Source organism: Paenibacillus sp. FSL F4-0087 (assembly GCF_038020215.1).
In the GTDB taxonomy this organism is placed as follows: Bacteria; Bacillota; Bacilli; order Paenibacillales; family Paenibacillaceae; genus Paenibacillus; species Paenibacillus taichungensis.
In genome coordinates, this window is record NZ_JBBODJ010000001.1 from 4467047 (window position 1) to 4483506 (window position 16460).

Here is a 16460-nt window from a genome sequence, read left to right on the forward strand (position 1 = left end):
GAAGGAGCAAAATCAATGTTCTCCAATCCTGACTTTCGAGTTTTTGACATCCATGCCCATCTGCCTTATAAACTTTTGCTTTCCTCATATAAAAACCATGAGTTGGTGACGCGATATGGCAAGGAACGCAGTGAGCGAATGAGACTAACCTGGGACTTCCCGGCGGTGGAGGAGCAGGGAGAGGAAGCTGCGCGGCCGTTAATCGAACGGTGGGTAGATGAATTGGACAAATACAATATTGCTGGACTTAACTTTCTGACGGCTCTGGATAATGACAACTTGGCTGAACAAATATCCATATACCCGGATCGGTTTACCGGATTCGCCTATCATCCCATTGAAAATGAAGATGCATCCATTGAGTTGCGTAGGGCAGTTGATGAGCTCGGATTGCGAGGATATAAGTTGTTTGGTCCCCTCACCCAGATTCCCTTTGACTCTCCTTCGCTCGACCCGGTGTGGGCATTTCTTGCAGAGCGCCGCCTGCCTGTCCTGATTCATTTTGGCATGCTTGGTCATGCCGGAGGCATCGTTCATCATCCCAACATCAATCCGCTTGCCATCTTTAATACGGCCCGTGCCTATCCGGATATTCCGTTCATCATTCCTCATTTTGGCGCAGGGTATTTCCAGGAGCTTCTGCATCTAAGTTGGAGCTGCCCTAATGTGTACATCGACACATCGGGTTCCAATCAGTGGGTACGCTGGATGCCATACGAGCTGAACTTGGAGACGTTATTCCGCAAAACCTACGAATTGTTGGGTCCAGAGCGAATTATCTTTGGAACGGATGCAAGCGGATTTCCGCGTGGTTATCCTTATCGTTACTTGCAGGATCAGGTGCGTGTATGCCGTGAACTTCGCTTCCCTGAAGCGGACATTGAACTCATCTTTGGAAATAACGCAAGACGTTTGTTGAAGCTACCTGTTGGCAAAGCCGTCGGTTCCACCAATGCGTAAGCCAAGGAATTAAAGAAAGTTATAACACTTTTGTTGGAAAAAGAGGGGAGAGTGGCTTCACTTGACGGAATCCGGTTATTTTTCATTCAGGCCAAGCAAGGCCCTGCAATTATTGATTGCAGGTTTACTCTTATTGAGCATTACAGCTTGCTCAACCAAGCCATCCGAAGAGTCCGGTTCAGCAGCTGTTACAGCTTCGGGTGATCAGACGGAGACGGAGCCCATCACGATTGAGTACTGGCAGTATGAGTTTCCAGCCAAGGTTGAGCTGATCAATACCTTAATCCAGGAATTCGAGACTGAACATCCCAACATCAAAGTCAAACAAACCAATTTTCCGTACGACCAGTACAATCAAAAGGTAGCTACACTGGTTCCCGCCGGAAAAGGACCGGATGTCATTAATCTGTATTACGGCTGGTTGCCCAAATATGTGCAATCCGGTTATTTACAGCCGTTGCCTGAAAGCAGCTTTCCGGGCATCGCCGAGGCATTTTTCCCTTTTGTAGATACAGCCAAATTAAACGGAAGCTATTATGCTCTGCCTACAGGCGTGAGAACGCTGGGGTTATTTTATAACAAGGACTTGTTCACCAAGGCTGGACTTGACCCCGACAAACCGCCTACGACTTGGGAAGAGCTTGTCTCGGATGCGAAGGCATTAACGGAAACGGACAAAAATGGCCAGTTGGTAACAGAGGGTTTCGCATGGGAACCAGGTTCCCAGCTTCATCACTGGTTCCGAGACGGATTGTTATATCAAGCGGGAGGCAAGGATACGAGCGAGGATCGTCGGAAAATCCTGTGGAATGATACCCCTGCAGGGCTTGAAGCATTCAAGTATCTGGTTGATTTTGCAACCGTGCATAAGGTGGGTATTAACGGCTTTTACACTGATGATGCCAATGCATTCAAAACGGGCCATGCGGCAATTAACGTGGATGGTTCATATCGATTGGGATCTATCAAAAAAGACGCTCCCGATTTGAATTTTGCTGTCGCACCGCTACCGGATTATAAAGGGAAGTCCACACAGGCTTCATTCTGGGCGAATGCGATCCCTGCCAATGTTACCGGGGAGAAGCTGGAAGCAGCCACGGCATTTCTACAATTTTTGATCAGCAAGGGCGTCCAGGAACAGTGGGTGGAGAAGGTAGGCGAATTGCCTGCTCAGAAAGAAGTGGCTCTTCAGGATAAGTATGTGAATGACCCGCTGCTTGGCCCTTTTATCTCTCAACTGAACGATGCCAACGCCCACTTCTTCATTGATGAGACGCAGGAGCGTACGTTGTTTGTGAACGCTGTGGATGAGGTGCTGCTTAATCATGTGCCGGAAGAACAGGCCTTCAATGATCTGGTGGCCAAAACCCAGAAGCTCTATGACGACTACTGGGCGAAACAGGATAAGAAAAAATAAGTTCTCATTCAAGGAGGCTGCGCAGCTATGAGGACTACCGGGGTGATCCCTTCGCGGCCGAAACGGCGTTTATGGTTCGGATCGGGAATAGGAAGACTCAATTACAGACATAAACAGCGGTTATTCATTTATGGCGGTTTGTTGGTTCCGCTGCTCTATTTTGTAGTCATCCGCATCTTGCCCATTCTGTATTCCTTTAACGTGAGCTTTCGCGAATGGGGCATGCTGTCACCGGACAAACCCTTTGTGGGTTTTGATAATTATGCGACATTGCTAAGTGACTCTCTATTTCTCAAGTCGCTGGTGAACACAGGAATCTACGTCGTTGTTGGAGTGCCTGCACAGTTAATTGCCGGATTAATCGTGGCTCTTCTTCTCCAGCAAGTGGTGAAGCTGCGCGGATTGTTCAGGACGGCCTACTTTATCCCGTATGTTACCAGTGTAGTGGCGGTAAGTTGGGTATTCCGGTGGCTGCTGATGAAGAACGGGATTGTAAATGCTCTATTTATAGAGTTGGGTCTTGGACCGCAGTCATTCCTGTATTCGCCCTCACAGGCCATCTTCTGGATTATTGCGGTGATGGTATGGCAAAATATCGGATTTCAGATGCTCATTTTCCTGGCGGGTCTGCAAAACATCCCCAAATTGTATTATGAAGCGGCTGCGATAGACGGAGCCACGGGTTGGCAGCGCTTTGTGCATATTACGATCCCTCTGTTGAACCCGGTCATGCTTCTATCTGTCGTCATGGCAAGCATCGGGTTTCTGCAATCCTTCACTCAGGTGCTGAATATGACTGGCGGCGGACCGTTGGACTCCACCATATCTGTCGTGCTTCATATATACAATTTGGCTTTCAAGAGTTTTGATATGGGCTTGGCCTCGGCAGCGACTGTTATTCTGTTTGCCATCATATTCATGCTGACACTGATTCAGCTTAAAGTGCTGGGCAGCCGTTTTCAACAGGAGTAAAAGGAAAGGACGGTGCTCTTCAAGCATGAGCAGATCTGCCGCATTAGCTGATACCCGAACGACACTCCGCTGGAAACGTTCCGGGTCACTGATCAGTTATGTTTTACTTACGCTCGGACTTGGTTTGATGGTGTTTCCGTTTCTATGGATGATTTCGACGTCGTTCAAGACGCTGGATGAAATCTACTCTCTAAGCCTCATCCCTTCCAGAGTCACATGGGATAATTATGCGGCTATTTTTCAGGGAACCCCATTTCCCCGTTGGATGTTGAACAGCCTATATGTAGCCGTCATTGCCACCGTGAGCGTCTGCGTATTTGATTCCATTACAGGATATATTCTGGCCAAATTTTCGTTCTGGGGGAAACAGGTTATTTTTGTGCTCATTCTAAGTACATTGATGGTGCCGACTGAAATGCTAATTATTCCATGGTATCTTGTATCCAGCAGTTTTAACGGCATGGATACGTACTGGGGGATTCTGTTTCCGGGTTTAATATCCGGATTTGGTATTTTTCTAATGAAGCAATTCATGGAATCCCTTCCTTCGGAATTATTGGACGCGGCACGAATTGATGGCATGGGAGAATGGGGCATTTTCCTTCGGATCGCTGTTCCGCTGGTTAGGCCAGCGTTTGCCACCCTCTGCATTCTGACATTCCTGGGCAGTTGGAATTCATTCATCTGGCCGCTCATTATTACGCAGAGTGAAGAAATGTTTACGATTCCGGTCGGGATGGCTTTCTTCTCCAGCGAGGCCAAGGATAGCAGCAACTGGGTGCAGATTATGACTGGAGCCACACTTTCGGTTCTGCCATTGATCATTCTCTTTCTTTGTTTTCAGAAGCAGATCATTCGTGGCATTGCTACAACAGGTCTCAAATAGCATTAAACCGTCGGACATGTTATATAGAAAAACAGAACAGAAAACTACAATACAAGACAGAGCCGGTTACCCCGTCAAGGGGGCCGGCTTTATTCTTTACATGGAAATGAAAAAGCCTTGTATGCAATGAAGCGGTGCATTTTCCATATGGAAATGGGTGATTCGTCCATGGAAGGCCGGACCGACCTTGGATATAATCGGAGATTAAAGCCGTAGCAACCAGGAGGAATACTTCATTGAAACAAGTGATGAGACAAGATGGAACAGAACCGGAGGTAACGTTGCCGGGAACTGCCTATTACCACATGCGTGCAGAACAGACCAAAAGAGAGTACGAGATCAGAGTTTGGGTGCCGGAGAGCGCCCCGCCAGCTTCCGGATATCCCGTGATCTATCTGCTGGATGCCAATGCGGTGTTTGGTACGACGGTTGAGGCCATGCGTATACAATCTTTACGCCCGGAGAAGACCGGGGTTGTGCCAGCAGTTATTGTTGGCGTGGGGTATACTGCCAGAGAACCCTTTCCACCGGACAGACACTATGATTTTATGATGCCGGTTCCCGAAGGGGAATTACCCCGGAGACCGGATGGAGCAACTTGGCCGGAGCATGGCGGCGCTGAAGCATTCACCCTGTTTATCGAGGAACAATTGAAGCCAGATATTGAACGACGCTATGCCATTGACCGAAGCAGACAATCCGTTGTGGGGCACTCGCTGGGCGGATTATTTGTTTTGCAGTTGTTACTGGAACGTCCGGGAACATACCGAAATTACATTGCAGGTAGTCCTTCTCTTCATTGGAACTCAGCCTGGATCGCCCGGCAACAAGAGACGTTTGCTTCTCGCATGCAAGATAACAGTAAGGAAATTCACGTTTTACTTGCAGCAGGAGAGCTGGAGGGGAGTCATCCCAGCGGGGTGATTGAACGTTCCCGAGCGTTTACCGAATGGTTGAACCATAGCGATGCAAGTGGAGTGCGCGCTGACTTTATCTGTTTTGAAGATGAAGGTCATATCTCGGTATTGCCTGTGTTGATCAACAGGGCACTGCGATTTTCATCCAGAGATTGGACGGGTTGAGTACCATCATGAAAGAACTAGTAGATGCGAGGGTCTCCGAAAATTTGATATACTGATGATAGTTATTGAGAATGGTTATCAAATGGAGGCCTATAAATAGATGATTTCCCCTAACTTATACCCTAATCAAGAGGTGGATTCCACGTATCTGCTCGACAGATTGACTATAAAATTGCGTGACATGGAGAAAATGAAATCCACTTCGGACTGGAACATTCCCCAGCAGCATACCTCGTCTTATGTGCTTGTCTTGGTCACAGGTGGTGAAGCCTTACTGACACTGGATCGGGGGTCTATCCATATCCATGCACAAGGCGTATATTCCTGTGTACCCGAATCCACTTTTGGCCTGACTTCTTTCGGAGATGAAGGAGCCGAAGTAACGATCATGCGGTTTGACCTTTATCAAGAGCTGCATGATGATCCTGACACCTTGCATGTGGTTAAAGATACCCCGATGTTCAGATCTGGCAAGGAGCTGGCGGTGTCACCAACCGTTCAGCTCTCATTTATGTGCGAAGAAATACACAACCTGTGGCATAGTGGCAGGGCCATGGGACATTTTCAGGCACATGTGCAGTTTCTCCAATTACTCGCAAGCCTTACAGAAGCATCACCTCCGCTTAAGGAAGATTCCCAGATGATGATCCAGCGTACCAAAGATTATATCGATGAGCATTCCAATGAGAATCTAACCGTGGAATATCTGGCAGGCATGGCCGGGCTGAGTCCGAAATATTATGTGGACCTGTTCAAGCGAAGATATGGAATGAGTACAACTGATTATATTTCTTCACTCCGCATTAACCGGGCAAAACAACTTATGGCCGGTACTGAAATGCGTCTGCGGGATATTGCTCATCAGGTTGGATATCAGGACGAATTTTACTTCAGTCGCAAATTTAAAAAAGCCATGGGAATATCCCCTTCGGTATATATGAACAGCCGCCGCCGTAAAATTGCCTCCTATCACATTGCGATAACAGGACATTTGCTGGCCCTGAACATGATTCCCTATGCGGCACCGCTGCACCCGAAATGGACATCGTATTATTATCGAATGTATGGCAAGGACATCCCTGTACATCTGAGTGCCTATCGGATTGACATGGAATGGCAATCCAAAATTGAGGCTCTGCAGGAGCACCAGCCTGACCTGATTATCAGTTACGACCATTTGCGACCTGAGGAAAAAGCACAGCTTGAAGATATTGCGCCGGTTCATTACCTCACGGTCTCAGATCACAACTGGCGATCACAGCTTCAGATTCTGGCTGAACATCTGGGGACACAGCAGGATGCCAAGAGTTGGCTGGAAACTTATGATCATAAGGTTGATCAGGTCAAAACGATGATGCAGCAAAAGCTTGGCAACGAGAAGGTAGTTGTGGTCCGTTTGTTAAAACATCAGTTCACACGTTATTGTTCACCTTCCATGTTGGAAGTGTTATATGGAGATTTGGCGGTTAAACCAGCCCATGTCAGTGAGGAAGGGGAGATATATAACGAGCCGATTACGTTGGAACAGCTGGATGAAATGCAGACGGATTGGATATTTCTGATGGTATGTCAGGAGAGTGAGACGTTATCCTTCTGGGAGGATGTGCAGAAAACCTCCTTATGGCAAAATATAAAATCCGTTCAGAATAACCGGTTATTTATCATCCCAGCTGATCCCTGGCTTGAGAACTCGCCCCTCGCCAACGAACGCATCCTGGACGATCTGATGGATCGCTATCGGTGAAAAATCCATAGAGATTCAGGACAGAGTCCATGGTTCTGTCGGTCAATCTTGTTTATCATTCAATAATGATTATTATTCTCAATTAGAATAATCGAAATTGAAGGGGGATCACCAGAGATGAAAAAGAAATTGGGGTTATGGTTGGTAATGATATGTATGCTCGCTGTATTGGGAGCGTGCGGCAATAAAGAGGACGCGTCAGGGAATGCGGAGAATTCAGCTTCGACCGGAACCGAGGCGTCGACCAATGAAACGGATACAGCTGAGGCAGCTGAAGGCACACGAACCATTAAATACTTAGATAAAGAGTACACAGTCCCAACAGAAGTTAACCGTATTGTTATTACTGGTTCCATGGAAGCGATGGAGGATGCGCTGGTTCTTGATGTACATCCGGTAGGGGCTATTACTTTTGGCGGCGAATTCCCGGAGATGTATGCTTCTATCACGGATCAAGCTGAGTCCATTGGGCAGAAGATTGAGCCTAACTTTGAGACCATTTTGTCCCTGAAACCGGATATTATCTTGGGTTCCACCAAGTTTAAACCTGAAGTGGCCGAGCAGTTAAGTAAAATTGCGCCATTTATTCAGGTGTCCCATATTGCTACGGATTGGGAGTCGAACCTGAATCTGCTGGCTGAGTTGACAGGCAAGCAGGAACAGGCCAAACAGGAAATTGAACAGTATAAGGCTGCTCTGACTACTGCCCAGGCTGAATTAGGCGACAAACTTGAAAACAAAAAAGTGCTGGCAGTGCGTATTCGTAACGGACAAATGTATGTGTATCCTGAGTCTGTCTTTGTGAATCCGATTCTGTATGGAGACCTTGGATTCCAGGTTCCGGCCGAGATTCAGGCAGCCAAAGCACAGGAAGCACTTTCGGTAGAGAAGTTTGCAGAGATGAACCCGGATTATGTGTTTGTACAATTTGAGACATCCGAGAACTCCGATACCCCGAATGCCCTGACAGATCTGCAGAACAACCCGATTATCCAGAAGACAACCGCGCTGAAGGAAAATCATGCTTTTGTCAATGTCATTGATCCATTGGCTGAAGGTGGTCCGGCCTGGAGTCGTATTGAATTCCTGAAAGCAGCAGTTGAGCAGTTATCCAAATAATTAGAGCAAGGCGTGTATACTCCTATGCAAAAAAGAAGATTGAATCCGGTGGTGCTGTTCGCAGCAGCACCTCTGTTCATTGCAGTTACCATTCTGGCGTCCGTGATGTACGGAGCCAAGAGCATTGACGTTTCGACCATAACGGCAGCCATTTTCCATTTTGATACAGATAGCATCGATCACCAGATCATCGTGTCATCCCGGCTCCCGCGTGTTATTGGTGCTCTATTGATCGGGGCTTTTCTGGCGGTGTCAGGTGCGCTCATGCAGGGGATGACAAGAAACTATCTTGCATCCCCTTCCATTATGGGGGTATCCGATGGATCGGTAGTGGTCATCACCTTATGTATGGTATTTATGCCGAATACGTCATCTCTTGGTCTGATATTTTACTCTTTGGCGGGATCGGCAATTGGAGCAGGACTGGTATTTTTCATAGCCTGGTTACTGCCGGGCGGCATGTCGCCTGTTCGGCTTGCCATTCTGGGCACGATTATTGGTACATTCCTCGGTGGTGTATCTCAGGCCGTGGCTACCTATTATCAGGTGTCTCAAACGATCAGTTTCTGGTATAACGCCAGATTGCATCAGATGGACCCGGGCATGATCAAGCTGATTATTCCATTTGCTGTGGTGGGACTGGCGTTAGCCATCATTCTTTCCAAGTCTATTACCATTCTGTCGATGGGCGATGATGTGGCAACAAGCCTGGGGCAGCGTACCGGATGGGTTAAGGCTTTATCGATACTGAGTGTGGTTATCCTGACTGGAATATCTGTGGCTTTGGCGGGCAAAATCGCTTTTGTCGGTTTGTTGGTTCCGCATATTACCCGATTTCTCTTCGGGGTAGATTACCGCTGGATTATTCCGTGTTCCGCTCTGCTGGGCGGATTCTTTTTGGCCTGGTGTGACATCTTGAGTCGTTTCATTAACTCTCCGTTTGAAACACCAATTGGAGTAGTCACCGCATTATTTGGCGTTCCCTTCTTCCTTTATCTGATCAAAACCAAAGGAGGGGGAAAACATGCCTGAACCGCAGCGGGGAAGATTATGGGCCGTCATTTTCATAAGTTCAATAATCATTGCAGCAGCCGTTTATATCAGTTTGACTAATGGTGCGTTTGACATATCGGTGATGGATGTGGTCAAAACGTTATTACGGCTGGACCCTGTCCATGAGCATGATCTGGTCATTTTTGATTTCAGGCTGCCGCGTATTGTCATTGCATTACTGCTTGGCCTGGGACTCGGGATTGCCGGAGCTGTTATTCAGGGCATCGCCCGCAATCCGCTGGCTGACCCCGGCATGCTTGGCATTAACGCAGGTGCCGGAACAGCAATGGTGCTCTTTATGCTTCTGTTTCAGGGGTCCATAACGGGTACAGGATGGTTGTCCATTATGGCGATGCCACTGTTTGGCCTGGTGGGTGGATTAACCGCAGTTATTCTCATCTTGTGGTTTGCACAGGAGCGTGGTCAGTTGGATTCCCAAAGGCTTATTCTGGTCGGGATTGCCATCGGTTCAGGTTTTAGTGCAATTACGCTTTATCTTTCCCTAAAGATGAACCCGTCCGATTTTGAGATGGCTACCGTCTGGCTGACAGGCAGCATTTATAATGCCAATTGGCGATACATATCGGCGATGATTCCATGGCTGGTTCTGCTGATTCCTTTGCTTTGGGCTAAATCCCGTGTGCTGGATGTAATGCAGCTGCAGGAGGCCAGCAGCATGGGACTCGGCGTGGATGTTCATCGGGAGAGAAAAATATTGTTGCTGGGCAGTGTTGGGCTCGTCAGTGCCTGTGTTGCCGTATCCGGGAGTATCGGATTTGTTGGGTTAATCGCTCCTCATATTGCACGGCGGCTGGTGGGGCTTCACCATAAACGGGTCATTCCGATATCCGGGTTGGTCGGCATGGCGATGGTTGTTGTAGGGGATTTGATTGGTAAAACGGTGTTTGCCCCGGCAGAACTGCCTGTGGGCATCGTTATCTCCATTATTGGCGTTCCTTATTTCATCTTTTTACTGCTCAAGAACCGGATGTAACAAGCCAGATTTGAAACAGGAGGGAAGGGTTCCATATCATGAGTAAATGGGTACAGGAGTCGGTTAATGGTTGGACGCTCCATCTGCTGCTTCCGCCATCTTACACAGAGGGAGATCGTCATTACCCGGTCGTTTATATTCAGGATGGAGGTGCGGTAGCCAAAGCCTGCAGTAATCTGCTGGATCATTCTTTTCGCTCCGGAAAACTGCCTGAATTGATTTTGGTCGGTATTGAACCTCACAATCGCAACGATGACTACACGCCATGGCCTGTACCAGCGCTACATGCTTCCTTTTCGGCCTTTGGCGGTCAGGGAAGCATGTATCTGAAGGCAATCACTGAGCAGCTGAAACCGTATGTGGACTCGTCTTACCGTACTCTTACAGATTCAGAGAATACAGGTATACTTGGCTGTTCGCTCGGTGGGCTGATCTCTCTGTTTGCGGCGATGGAATTCCCTCATATCTTTGGAAAGGTTGGGGCGTTATCAGCCTCAATGTGGTATGAAGGTTTCCTCGATTATATGAGTGACTATTCCTGGGCTGAACGCCGCGGGTTGAAGTTGTATATGTACGTTGGGAGTCTGGAAGGTGTGTACAAGGCTAATGCCCAAGCACAAATGCTGGAAAATACACGTTCTGCGTGTCGCATGATTTTGGCCCAGGGCTATCCTGCCGAGCGGCTGAATTACGTGGAGGAAGAGGGCGGGACGCATGATCTTTTATTTTTTGCCAAGCATCTGCCTGAAGCATTAACCTGGTTGTTTCAGTGAGCATAGGGCTTAGTAAGCGCTCATTCTGTTTGGATATCGTCACACCTCAGCTTGTCCTTCCGAATTCGCCCATGCTATATTGGGGAGATGTGAGGAGATGAGGATATGAAGCTGGTGTCCTGGAATGTAAATGGATTGCGGGCATGTGTTACCAAAGGATTCATGGATTATTATAACGAGAGTCAAGCCGATATTTTCTGTGTGCAGGAGACCAAGCTGCAGGCAGGACAGATCCAAATGGATCTGGGTGAAGACGTATATCAATACTGGAATTATGCTGTCAAAAAAGGATACTCCGGCACAGCCATATTTACCCGGATCAAGCCGCTATCTGTCTGGTACGGGATCGAGGAAGATAGTGAACCGGAAGGCCGAATGATTACGCTGGAGTTTGATCATTTTTATCTAATCAACGTATATACCCCCAATGCGAAGCGGGATCTGACCAGACTTCCTTACCGTTTGGAATGGGAGGATCGGTTCAGAGGGTACGTGCTGCAATTGGAGCAGACCAAGCCGGTTATCGTATGTGGTGACCTGAATGTAGCCCATCAGGAGATCGACCTGAAGAATCCGAAGCCGAATCTGGGCAACTCGGGATTCACGCTGGAAGAGCGAGGCAAAATGACCGATCTGCTGGCTGCCGGATATGTGGATAGCTTCCGTCATCTGTACCCGGATCGCACGGATGTGTTCAGTTGGTGGTCGTACATGCCCAAGGTAAGAGAGCGTAATGTTGGATGGCGGATCGATTATTTTCTTGTGTCCAATCAGCTGGCTCCGAAGGTGTCAGAGGCGCATATTGATTGCCATGTCATGGGCAGTGATCATTGCCCGGTGGGTCTCACGTTGCAATTATAGATTGCAGAGGGTTTATTTGGCTTTTTACAAAATGAATATCATCAAAACCGCAGGTTTCCGTTATCGGGAATTTGCGGTTATTTTACGTTGTCTATATGATTATCTTCCCTTTGGTACAGGTCTCAATGGTATTTTTCATCCTGCGGGTAGGGGGTGGAACTAGACTTAGGTTGGGGAAAGAACTGGACCCGGGATCGTTCCGTTTCCACCCGTACTTGGGTAAGATTGAAGAATACATATAGAAGAAGAGCCGGGTAAGGGGTAGAGAACGATGAAGAAGGGGTTACGGAGAGGTTTGAAGGGGCTGGGTGGCCTGATGCTGGCAACAGGGCTTCTGCTGCTGGCAGGAACCGCGTACGAGGCATATCAGTCGACACAGGACATGAAATCTTATACTGCACCGGGCAAGATGTATGAGGTGAGCGGACGTAACATGCATCTCTATACAACGGGAAGAGGAAATGCGACAGTTGTCCTGGCTTCAGGCTGGGGTACGCCCAATCCGTATGTTGATTTCAGCCCGCTATATAACAAGTTGAAATCCCAGGTGAAAATTGCGGTGTATGATCGGTTCGGTTACGGGTATAGCGATTATACGGATCGGCCACGTGATATCGATACCATTACAGAGGAGATCCATCAATTGCTGCGAGTATCCGGCCAACGTCCGCCGTATATCATGGTAGGTCATTCTCTCGGATCGCTGGAGACCGTGCGATTCGCACAAATGTACCCCGATGAGGTAGCTGGCATGGTCATGATTGATGGAGGAAGTCCCGAATATTACAGCACTGTTGCTATGGAGCAATCGGACTGGTATTTCGATTCAGCCCGTCTTCTGGTGAAAACAGGAATTGTGCGTACATTGCTGCATTCGGATCGGATAACGGAATCTTTGGTCGTTAACCCGGATCTCGTTACGGAGTCAATGAGAAAGGCAGCCACCATATCCACACTCAAGCATGCATACAATGACAACGTGATTGGAGAGATGCGCAATTCCAAGACGAACGCAGCCCATATCCTGGAGCATAAAAAGGAATTCTCCTTCCCGCTAACTATTCTGACGGCCGGTTCAGAGAAACCAAGCGAAGGCAGCCGGGCATGGCAGACAGATCAAGCCGATTTTGCTTCATGGTCCAGTCAAGGAACTCAGTTCACTGTGGCACACGCCAAACACGATATTCATAACAGTCAGCCGGATATTGTCGCTAGTGAAATTTTGGAGTTGGTGAAGCGGTCCGGTGAATTATGAAGAACATAATCCAGCCAAAATATAGCAAACAGGATGAGGAGGTAGGATGGATGAAAAAGATCAGAACCGCATCAAGATTCCTTTCCTTACTCCTGGCAAGTTGTCTGTTGTCTCTAACGGTGCTGTCCGTTTCCGTCTTGTTTGCTACTTCTTCCGTGGATGCCATACCTTTTATCCATTCGGTTGGACGTGATTAGAATAAAAGGAATATATCAGGCCTTGCTGCTCTGCATGCAAGGTATTTTTATTTCAAACTGGAAACCTGACAATTTACATGTTATGTTATATCATTATACTAGATAAAGTAGGCAACTATAGATGAAGACAGGAGAGGATTGAACATGGTCAAAGTTGGTATCGTAGGTTACGGAAATCTGGGCAAAGGTGTAGAGAAAGCTATTACTCAAAACCCGGATATGGAGCTTGTTGCTGTATTTACACGTCGTAACCCGGAGCAGATGGTTGCAGAAGGTACGGAGGTTCGTTTCGAGCACATCTCTGCTGCTGAGCAATACATAGGCAAAATTGATGTGATGATTCTGTGTGGAGGTTCGGCAACCGATCTTCCGGAGCAGACACCTGCAATTGCAAAATTGTTCAATACGGTGGATAGCTTCGATACACATGCCAAAATCCCTGAATTCTATAAAGAAGTTAACGCCGCGGCAGAGCAAGGTGGCCACGTGAGCGTCATTTCCACAGGTTGGGACCCAGGCTTGTTCTCAATGAACCGACTGCTTGCCCAATCGATCCTGCCAGAAGGTAAAGAGTACACGTTCTGGGGTAAAGGAGTAAGCCAAGGTCACTCCGATGCCATCCGTCGTGTTCCTGGCGTTAAGGCTGGTGTGCAATACACTGTACCTGTTGAAGAAGTAATCAACAGCATTCGTGCTGGGGAGACCCCAGAATTGACCACACGTGAGAAGCATCTGCGTCAATGCTATGTAGTTGCAGAAGCTGGTGCAAATCAGGACGAGATTCGTGAAACGATTGTATCCATGCCGAACTATTTCTCGGATTACGATACAACGGTGACGTTTATTACTGAAGAGCAATTGAAGGCTGAGCATGAAGGCATGCCGCACGGTGGATTTGTCATTCGTAGTGGAGTTACAGGCGCAGGCCAGAAACAAATTATTGAGTTTGGTCTGAAGCTCGACAGCAATCCTGAATTTACCGCAAGTGTACTGGTGGCTTATGCAAGAGCCGCACAACGTTTGAGTCTGGAAGGACACAAAGGGGCTAAGACGGTATTTGATATCCCACTCGGTCACCTGTCTCCTAAATCGGCTGAGGACCTTCGCCGCGACTTGCTGTAGTCCGTTAATTCATTACCGCAGTTGTAAGTCCTGAGTTTTATATCTAAAATGTAATACAACACAAATAGCTCGTCCTTCTAAAAAGAGGGACGAGCTATTTGTTGTACAAACGAATCAATGTATATTCATGGGCTATTCATAGTGATTCATACTCGTAACTCATGTGGGGACAGTCTTCCCTACATCCAGTGTGAGGGAATGTTTAAATGATCCGGCAACTTGGTATCTGCACTGCCTTTTGCCGAGTTGAGCTGAGATTGCGTCAGAAAGATGCTGCCTCTCAGATCCGCTCCACCCAGATTCGCATCCCGCAAGTCAGCCCCAATTAGATCGGTCTTTCTCATATCTGCGTTTCGTAGGTCAGCCGCTATCATTAAGGCACCTCTAAAGCTTGCACCCCGAAGGTCAGCTCCTTTTAGATTGGCACCCAGAAAGTCTCTTCCGATACGCTTTTTGGACTTCGATTTGGAAGGACCCTTATCCGAGGTTGGAACCTTTGCCCGCACCATCTCGCTGGCCAATACAAGCAGTTCGTTCACCACCGCCCGATGTGCGGGAATATCGAGACGTAATATGGCAGATGGCTCCAGATCGGTCAGTCGTTCCGTTTCCACATATACGTCCTTCAACGCTGCATGGATGGATGATGTTTCTGGCAGCTGTAGCATTTCATTGATATAGCTCATCATCTCATGAAGCTGCTTCATGACAGGCAAGCAATCGAACATTTCAGCAGCTGATTCCGGATGATTACGCCAATCCTTGCCGGCATATGTAATTTGTGATAGTTTCTGACCAGCTCCGAAACAATCGTAGACTGTGCAGCCCTTGAACCCTTTCTGTCGCAGCTGTGTATGGATGCCACAGCGGTTATCGGTACGAAGATTGGAACAGGGGGTACCGCTGGATTTATCAAAAGCAAAGTCTGAGGATTTGCCATACGGCAAGGCGACACAGCATAGGCCAAAACATTGCTCGCAGTCTGCGTTTAAATGCAGAGTAGCCTGATTGCTACTGAATGCTTGGTTAGTCATTTGTACACTTCCTTTAATTAAAAAAAATGCTATTTTAAGGTCTGTACAACTTTACCATCAGGCTGGATTTCGATCAATATGCTGCTATGTAGAATAAATTCATAACAATATTTGTATGATAAAGATAAAGTGAAAAAAATATATACAAACTTTACGTAAGTTACTTGACTAAATGAACTTAATTACTTATTATCAATAACAACAGACCAAACGGTACAGGATGGTGTCAATATGGGTTTTATGGATAAATTATTTGGAAAAACAAACAACAACACACAAGAGGAGGAAGAAACGATGTCGAAACTTAACATTGGAATTATTCTTGGGAGCACACGTGAGGGGCGTTTGAGTCCACAGGTTGGAGAATGGGTAAAGCAGATTGCGGATGCACGTGGTGATGCCAACTATGAAATCGTGGATATTGCTGATTACAAGCTGCCTCTCTTGGGAGAAGCGGATGCAACGGAGCAGGCTACTGCCTGGAATGTGAAGCTGGCAAGTCTGGATGGGTTCGTATTCATTGTACAGGAGTATAATCACAGCATCTCTGCATCGTTGAAGAATGCACTGGATTACGCACGTGAGGCATGGAATAACAAGGCAGCAGGTATTGTAAGTTATGGTTCCGTAGGTGGTGCACGTGCAGCAGAACATCTGCGGGGCATTCTAGGTGAGTTGTCGGTTGCTGATGTTCGTGTTCATCCGGCACTGTCGCTGTTTACCGATTTTGAGAACGGAACGACCTTTAAACCGGCCGATCTGCATCTGACCAATCTGAACGGCATGCTGGATCAGGTGCTGTCCTGGAGCGGAGCTCTAAAAACGGTACGTTCATAAGTACATGTGAGTCTACGGTTCTCTTTACAAAGGAATTAAGAGACTGATACTGCGATTCGAGTGACATCGTTATCTATATCTATGTTAAAGGGCAGTTCTCCATTCGGGAGAACTGCCCTTTGCATCGTTTAGCAGATGTTCGGTAATGCAGAGA

At 47.5% G+C, this 16460-nt stretch carries 17 protein-coding genes; 16 read left to right on the forward strand and 1 reads right to left on the reverse strand.

The features are described 5' to 3' along the window. Window positions 1–15 precede the first annotated feature (15 nt). From MHB84_RS20525 to MHB84_RS20595, 15 genes are all read left to right on the forward strand, one after another. Window positions 16–960 carry an amidohydrolase family protein gene (locus tag MHB84_RS20525; RefSeq protein WP_076287916.1) on the forward strand — a complete coding sequence of 315 codons (945 nt, stop codon included), beginning with the start codon at window positions 16–18 and terminating at the stop codon, window positions 958–960. A gap of 61 nt (window positions 961–1021) precedes the next feature. Continuing rightward, window positions 1022–2377 carry an extracellular solute-binding protein gene (locus MHB84_RS20530; protein WP_076287917.1) on the forward strand — a complete coding sequence of 452 codons (1356 nt, stop codon included), beginning with the start codon at window positions 1022–1024 and terminating at the stop codon, window positions 2375–2377. 27 nt (window positions 2378–2404) lie between these two features. Further along, window positions 2405–3349, forward strand: a complete 945-nt coding sequence (locus MHB84_RS20535; protein WP_083678783.1) for a carbohydrate ABC transporter permease — start codon at window positions 2405–2407, stop codon at window positions 3347–3349. A 25-nt stretch (window positions 3350–3374) separates the two neighbouring features. Next, complete coding sequence (locus MHB84_RS20540; protein WP_076287918.1) at window positions 3375–4235, forward strand: carbohydrate ABC transporter permease; 861 nt, start codon at window positions 3375–3377, stop codon at window positions 4233–4235. A gap of 248 nt (window positions 4236–4483) precedes the next feature. Further along, window positions 4484–5317 (forward strand): alpha/beta hydrolase, encoded by an 834-nt coding sequence (locus tag MHB84_RS20545; protein WP_076288276.1) that lies wholly within the window; start codon window positions 4484–4486, stop codon window positions 5315–5317. Window positions 5318–5417: 100 nt separating this feature from the next. Continuing rightward, window positions 5418–7061 carry an AraC family transcriptional regulator gene (locus tag MHB84_RS20550; RefSeq protein WP_076287919.1) on the forward strand — a complete coding sequence of 548 codons (1644 nt, stop codon included), beginning with the start codon at window positions 5418–5420 and terminating at the stop codon, window positions 7059–7061. 117 nt (window positions 7062–7178) lie between these two features. Continuing rightward, window positions 7179–8180: an ABC transporter substrate-binding protein gene (locus tag MHB84_RS20555; protein ID WP_076287920.1), complete on the forward strand. Its 1002-nt coding sequence runs from the start codon at window positions 7179–7181 to the stop codon at window positions 8178–8180. 24 nt (window positions 8181–8204) lie between these two features. Continuing rightward, complete coding sequence (locus tag MHB84_RS20560) at window positions 8205–9212, forward strand: FecCD family ABC transporter permease (protein ID WP_076287921.1); 1008 nt, start codon at window positions 8205–8207, stop codon at window positions 9210–9212. After that, window positions 9205–10227, forward strand: a complete 1023-nt coding sequence (locus MHB84_RS20565; protein ID WP_076287922.1) for a FecCD family ABC transporter permease — start codon at window positions 9205–9207, stop codon at window positions 10225–10227. Before MHB84_RS20560 ends, MHB84_RS20565 begins: the two co-directional genes overlap by 8 nt. A gap of 38 nt (window positions 10228–10265) precedes the next feature. Further along, a complete protein-coding gene (locus MHB84_RS20570) occupies window positions 10266–11000 on the forward strand; it encodes an alpha/beta hydrolase (protein WP_076287923.1) in 735 nt (244 codons plus the stop codon). A gap of 105 nt (window positions 11001–11105) precedes the next feature. After that, window positions 11106–11861, forward strand: a complete 756-nt coding sequence (locus MHB84_RS20575; RefSeq protein WP_076287924.1) for an exodeoxyribonuclease III — start codon at window positions 11106–11108, stop codon at window positions 11859–11861. A gap of 31 nt (window positions 11862–11892) precedes the next feature. After that, window positions 11893–12024, forward strand: coding sequence for a hypothetical protein (locus MHB84_RS20580; RefSeq protein WP_269453488.1), 132 nt, complete (start codon window positions 11893–11895; stop codon window positions 12022–12024). A gap of 108 nt (window positions 12025–12132) precedes the next feature. Continuing rightward, the gene (locus MHB84_RS20585; protein WP_076287925.1) at window positions 12133–13116 is read left to right on the forward strand and encodes an alpha/beta hydrolase; all 984 of its coding nucleotides are present in this window, start codon (window positions 12133–12135) and stop codon (window positions 13114–13116) included. A 50-nt stretch (window positions 13117–13166) separates the two neighbouring features. Further along, window positions 13167–13313 carry a hypothetical protein gene (locus MHB84_RS20590; protein ID WP_157258407.1) on the forward strand — a complete coding sequence of 49 codons (147 nt, stop codon included), beginning with the start codon at window positions 13167–13169 and terminating at the stop codon, window positions 13311–13313. 144 nt (window positions 13314–13457) lie between these two features. Then, window positions 13458–14435 carry a diaminopimelate dehydrogenase gene (locus MHB84_RS20595; protein ID WP_371121655.1) on the forward strand — a complete coding sequence of 326 codons (978 nt, stop codon included), beginning with the start codon at window positions 13458–13460 and terminating at the stop codon, window positions 14433–14435. Window positions 14436–14614: 179 nt separating this feature from the next. Here the strand turns inward: MHB84_RS20595 and MHB84_RS20600 are convergent, their stop codons facing one another. After that, entirely contained in the window at window positions 14615–15469 is an 855-nt protein-coding gene (locus MHB84_RS20600; protein ID WP_076287927.1) for a pentapeptide repeat-containing protein, read from the reverse strand. A gap of 294 nt (window positions 15470–15763) precedes the next feature. Here MHB84_RS20600 and MHB84_RS20605 point away from each other — a divergent pair, with 294 nt between their 5' ends. Next, entirely contained in the window at window positions 15764–16306 is a 543-nt protein-coding gene (locus MHB84_RS20605; RefSeq protein ID WP_076288277.1) for an NADPH-dependent FMN reductase, read from the forward strand. The last annotated feature ends 154 nt before the right edge of the window (window positions 16307–16460 follow it).

What these genes read in the sequence shown, in the direction of transcription:
- MHB84_RS20590 (WP_157258407.1), top strand. Translation starts at nt 13,167, where the DNA reads ATGAAAAAGATCAGAACCGCATCAAGATTCCTTTCCTTACTCCTGGCA.
- MHB84_RS20580 (WP_269453488.1), top strand. Translation starts at nt 11,893, where the DNA reads ATGAATATCATCAAAACCGCAGGTTTCCGTTATCGGGAATTTGCGGTT.
- MHB84_RS20585 (WP_076287925.1), top strand. Translation starts at nt 12,133, where the DNA reads ATGAAGAAGGGGTTACGGAGAGGTTTGAAGGGGCTGGGTGGCCTGATG.
- MHB84_RS20555 (WP_076287920.1), top strand. Translation starts at nt 7,179, where the DNA reads ATGAAAAAGAAATTGGGGTTATGGTTGGTAATGATATGTATGCTCGCT.
- MHB84_RS20550 (WP_076287919.1), top strand. Translation starts at nt 5,418, where the DNA reads ATGATTTCCCCTAACTTATACCCTAATCAAGAGGTGGATTCCACGTAT.
- MHB84_RS20605 (WP_076288277.1), top strand. Translation starts at nt 15,764, where the DNA reads ATGTCGAAACTTAACATTGGAATTATTCTTGGGAGCACACGTGAGGGG.
- MHB84_RS20575 (WP_076287924.1), top strand. Translation starts at nt 11,106, where the DNA reads ATGAAGCTGGTGTCCTGGAATGTAAATGGATTGCGGGCATGTGTTACC.
- MHB84_RS20570 (WP_076287923.1), top strand. Translation starts at nt 10,266, where the DNA reads ATGAGTAAATGGGTACAGGAGTCGGTTAATGGTTGGACGCTCCATCTG.
- MHB84_RS20540 (WP_076287918.1), top strand. Translation starts at nt 3,375, where the DNA reads ATGAGCAGATCTGCCGCATTAGCTGATACCCGAACGACACTCCGCTGG.
- MHB84_RS20525 (WP_076287916.1), top strand. Translation starts at nt 16, where the DNA reads ATGTTCTCCAATCCTGACTTTCGAGTTTTTGACATCCATGCCCATCTG.
- MHB84_RS20565 (WP_076287922.1), top strand. Translation starts at nt 9,205, where the DNA reads ATGCCTGAACCGCAGCGGGGAAGATTATGGGCCGTCATTTTCATAAGT.
- MHB84_RS20600 (WP_076287927.1), bottom strand. Translation starts at nt 15,469, where the DNA reads ATGACTAACCAAGCATTCAGTAGCAATCAGGCTACTCTGCATTTAAAC.
- MHB84_RS20595 (WP_371121655.1), top strand. Translation starts at nt 13,458, where the DNA reads ATGGTCAAAGTTGGTATCGTAGGTTACGGAAATCTGGGCAAAGGTGTA.
- MHB84_RS20545 (WP_076288276.1), top strand. Translation starts at nt 4,484, where the DNA reads ATGAGACAAGATGGAACAGAACCGGAGGTAACGTTGCCGGGAACTGCC.
- MHB84_RS20535 (WP_083678783.1), top strand. Translation starts at nt 2,405, where the DNA reads ATGAGGACTACCGGGGTGATCCCTTCGCGGCCGAAACGGCGTTTATGG.
- MHB84_RS20560 (WP_076287921.1), top strand. Translation starts at nt 8,205, where the DNA reads ATGCAAAAAAGAAGATTGAATCCGGTGGTGCTGTTCGCAGCAGCACCT.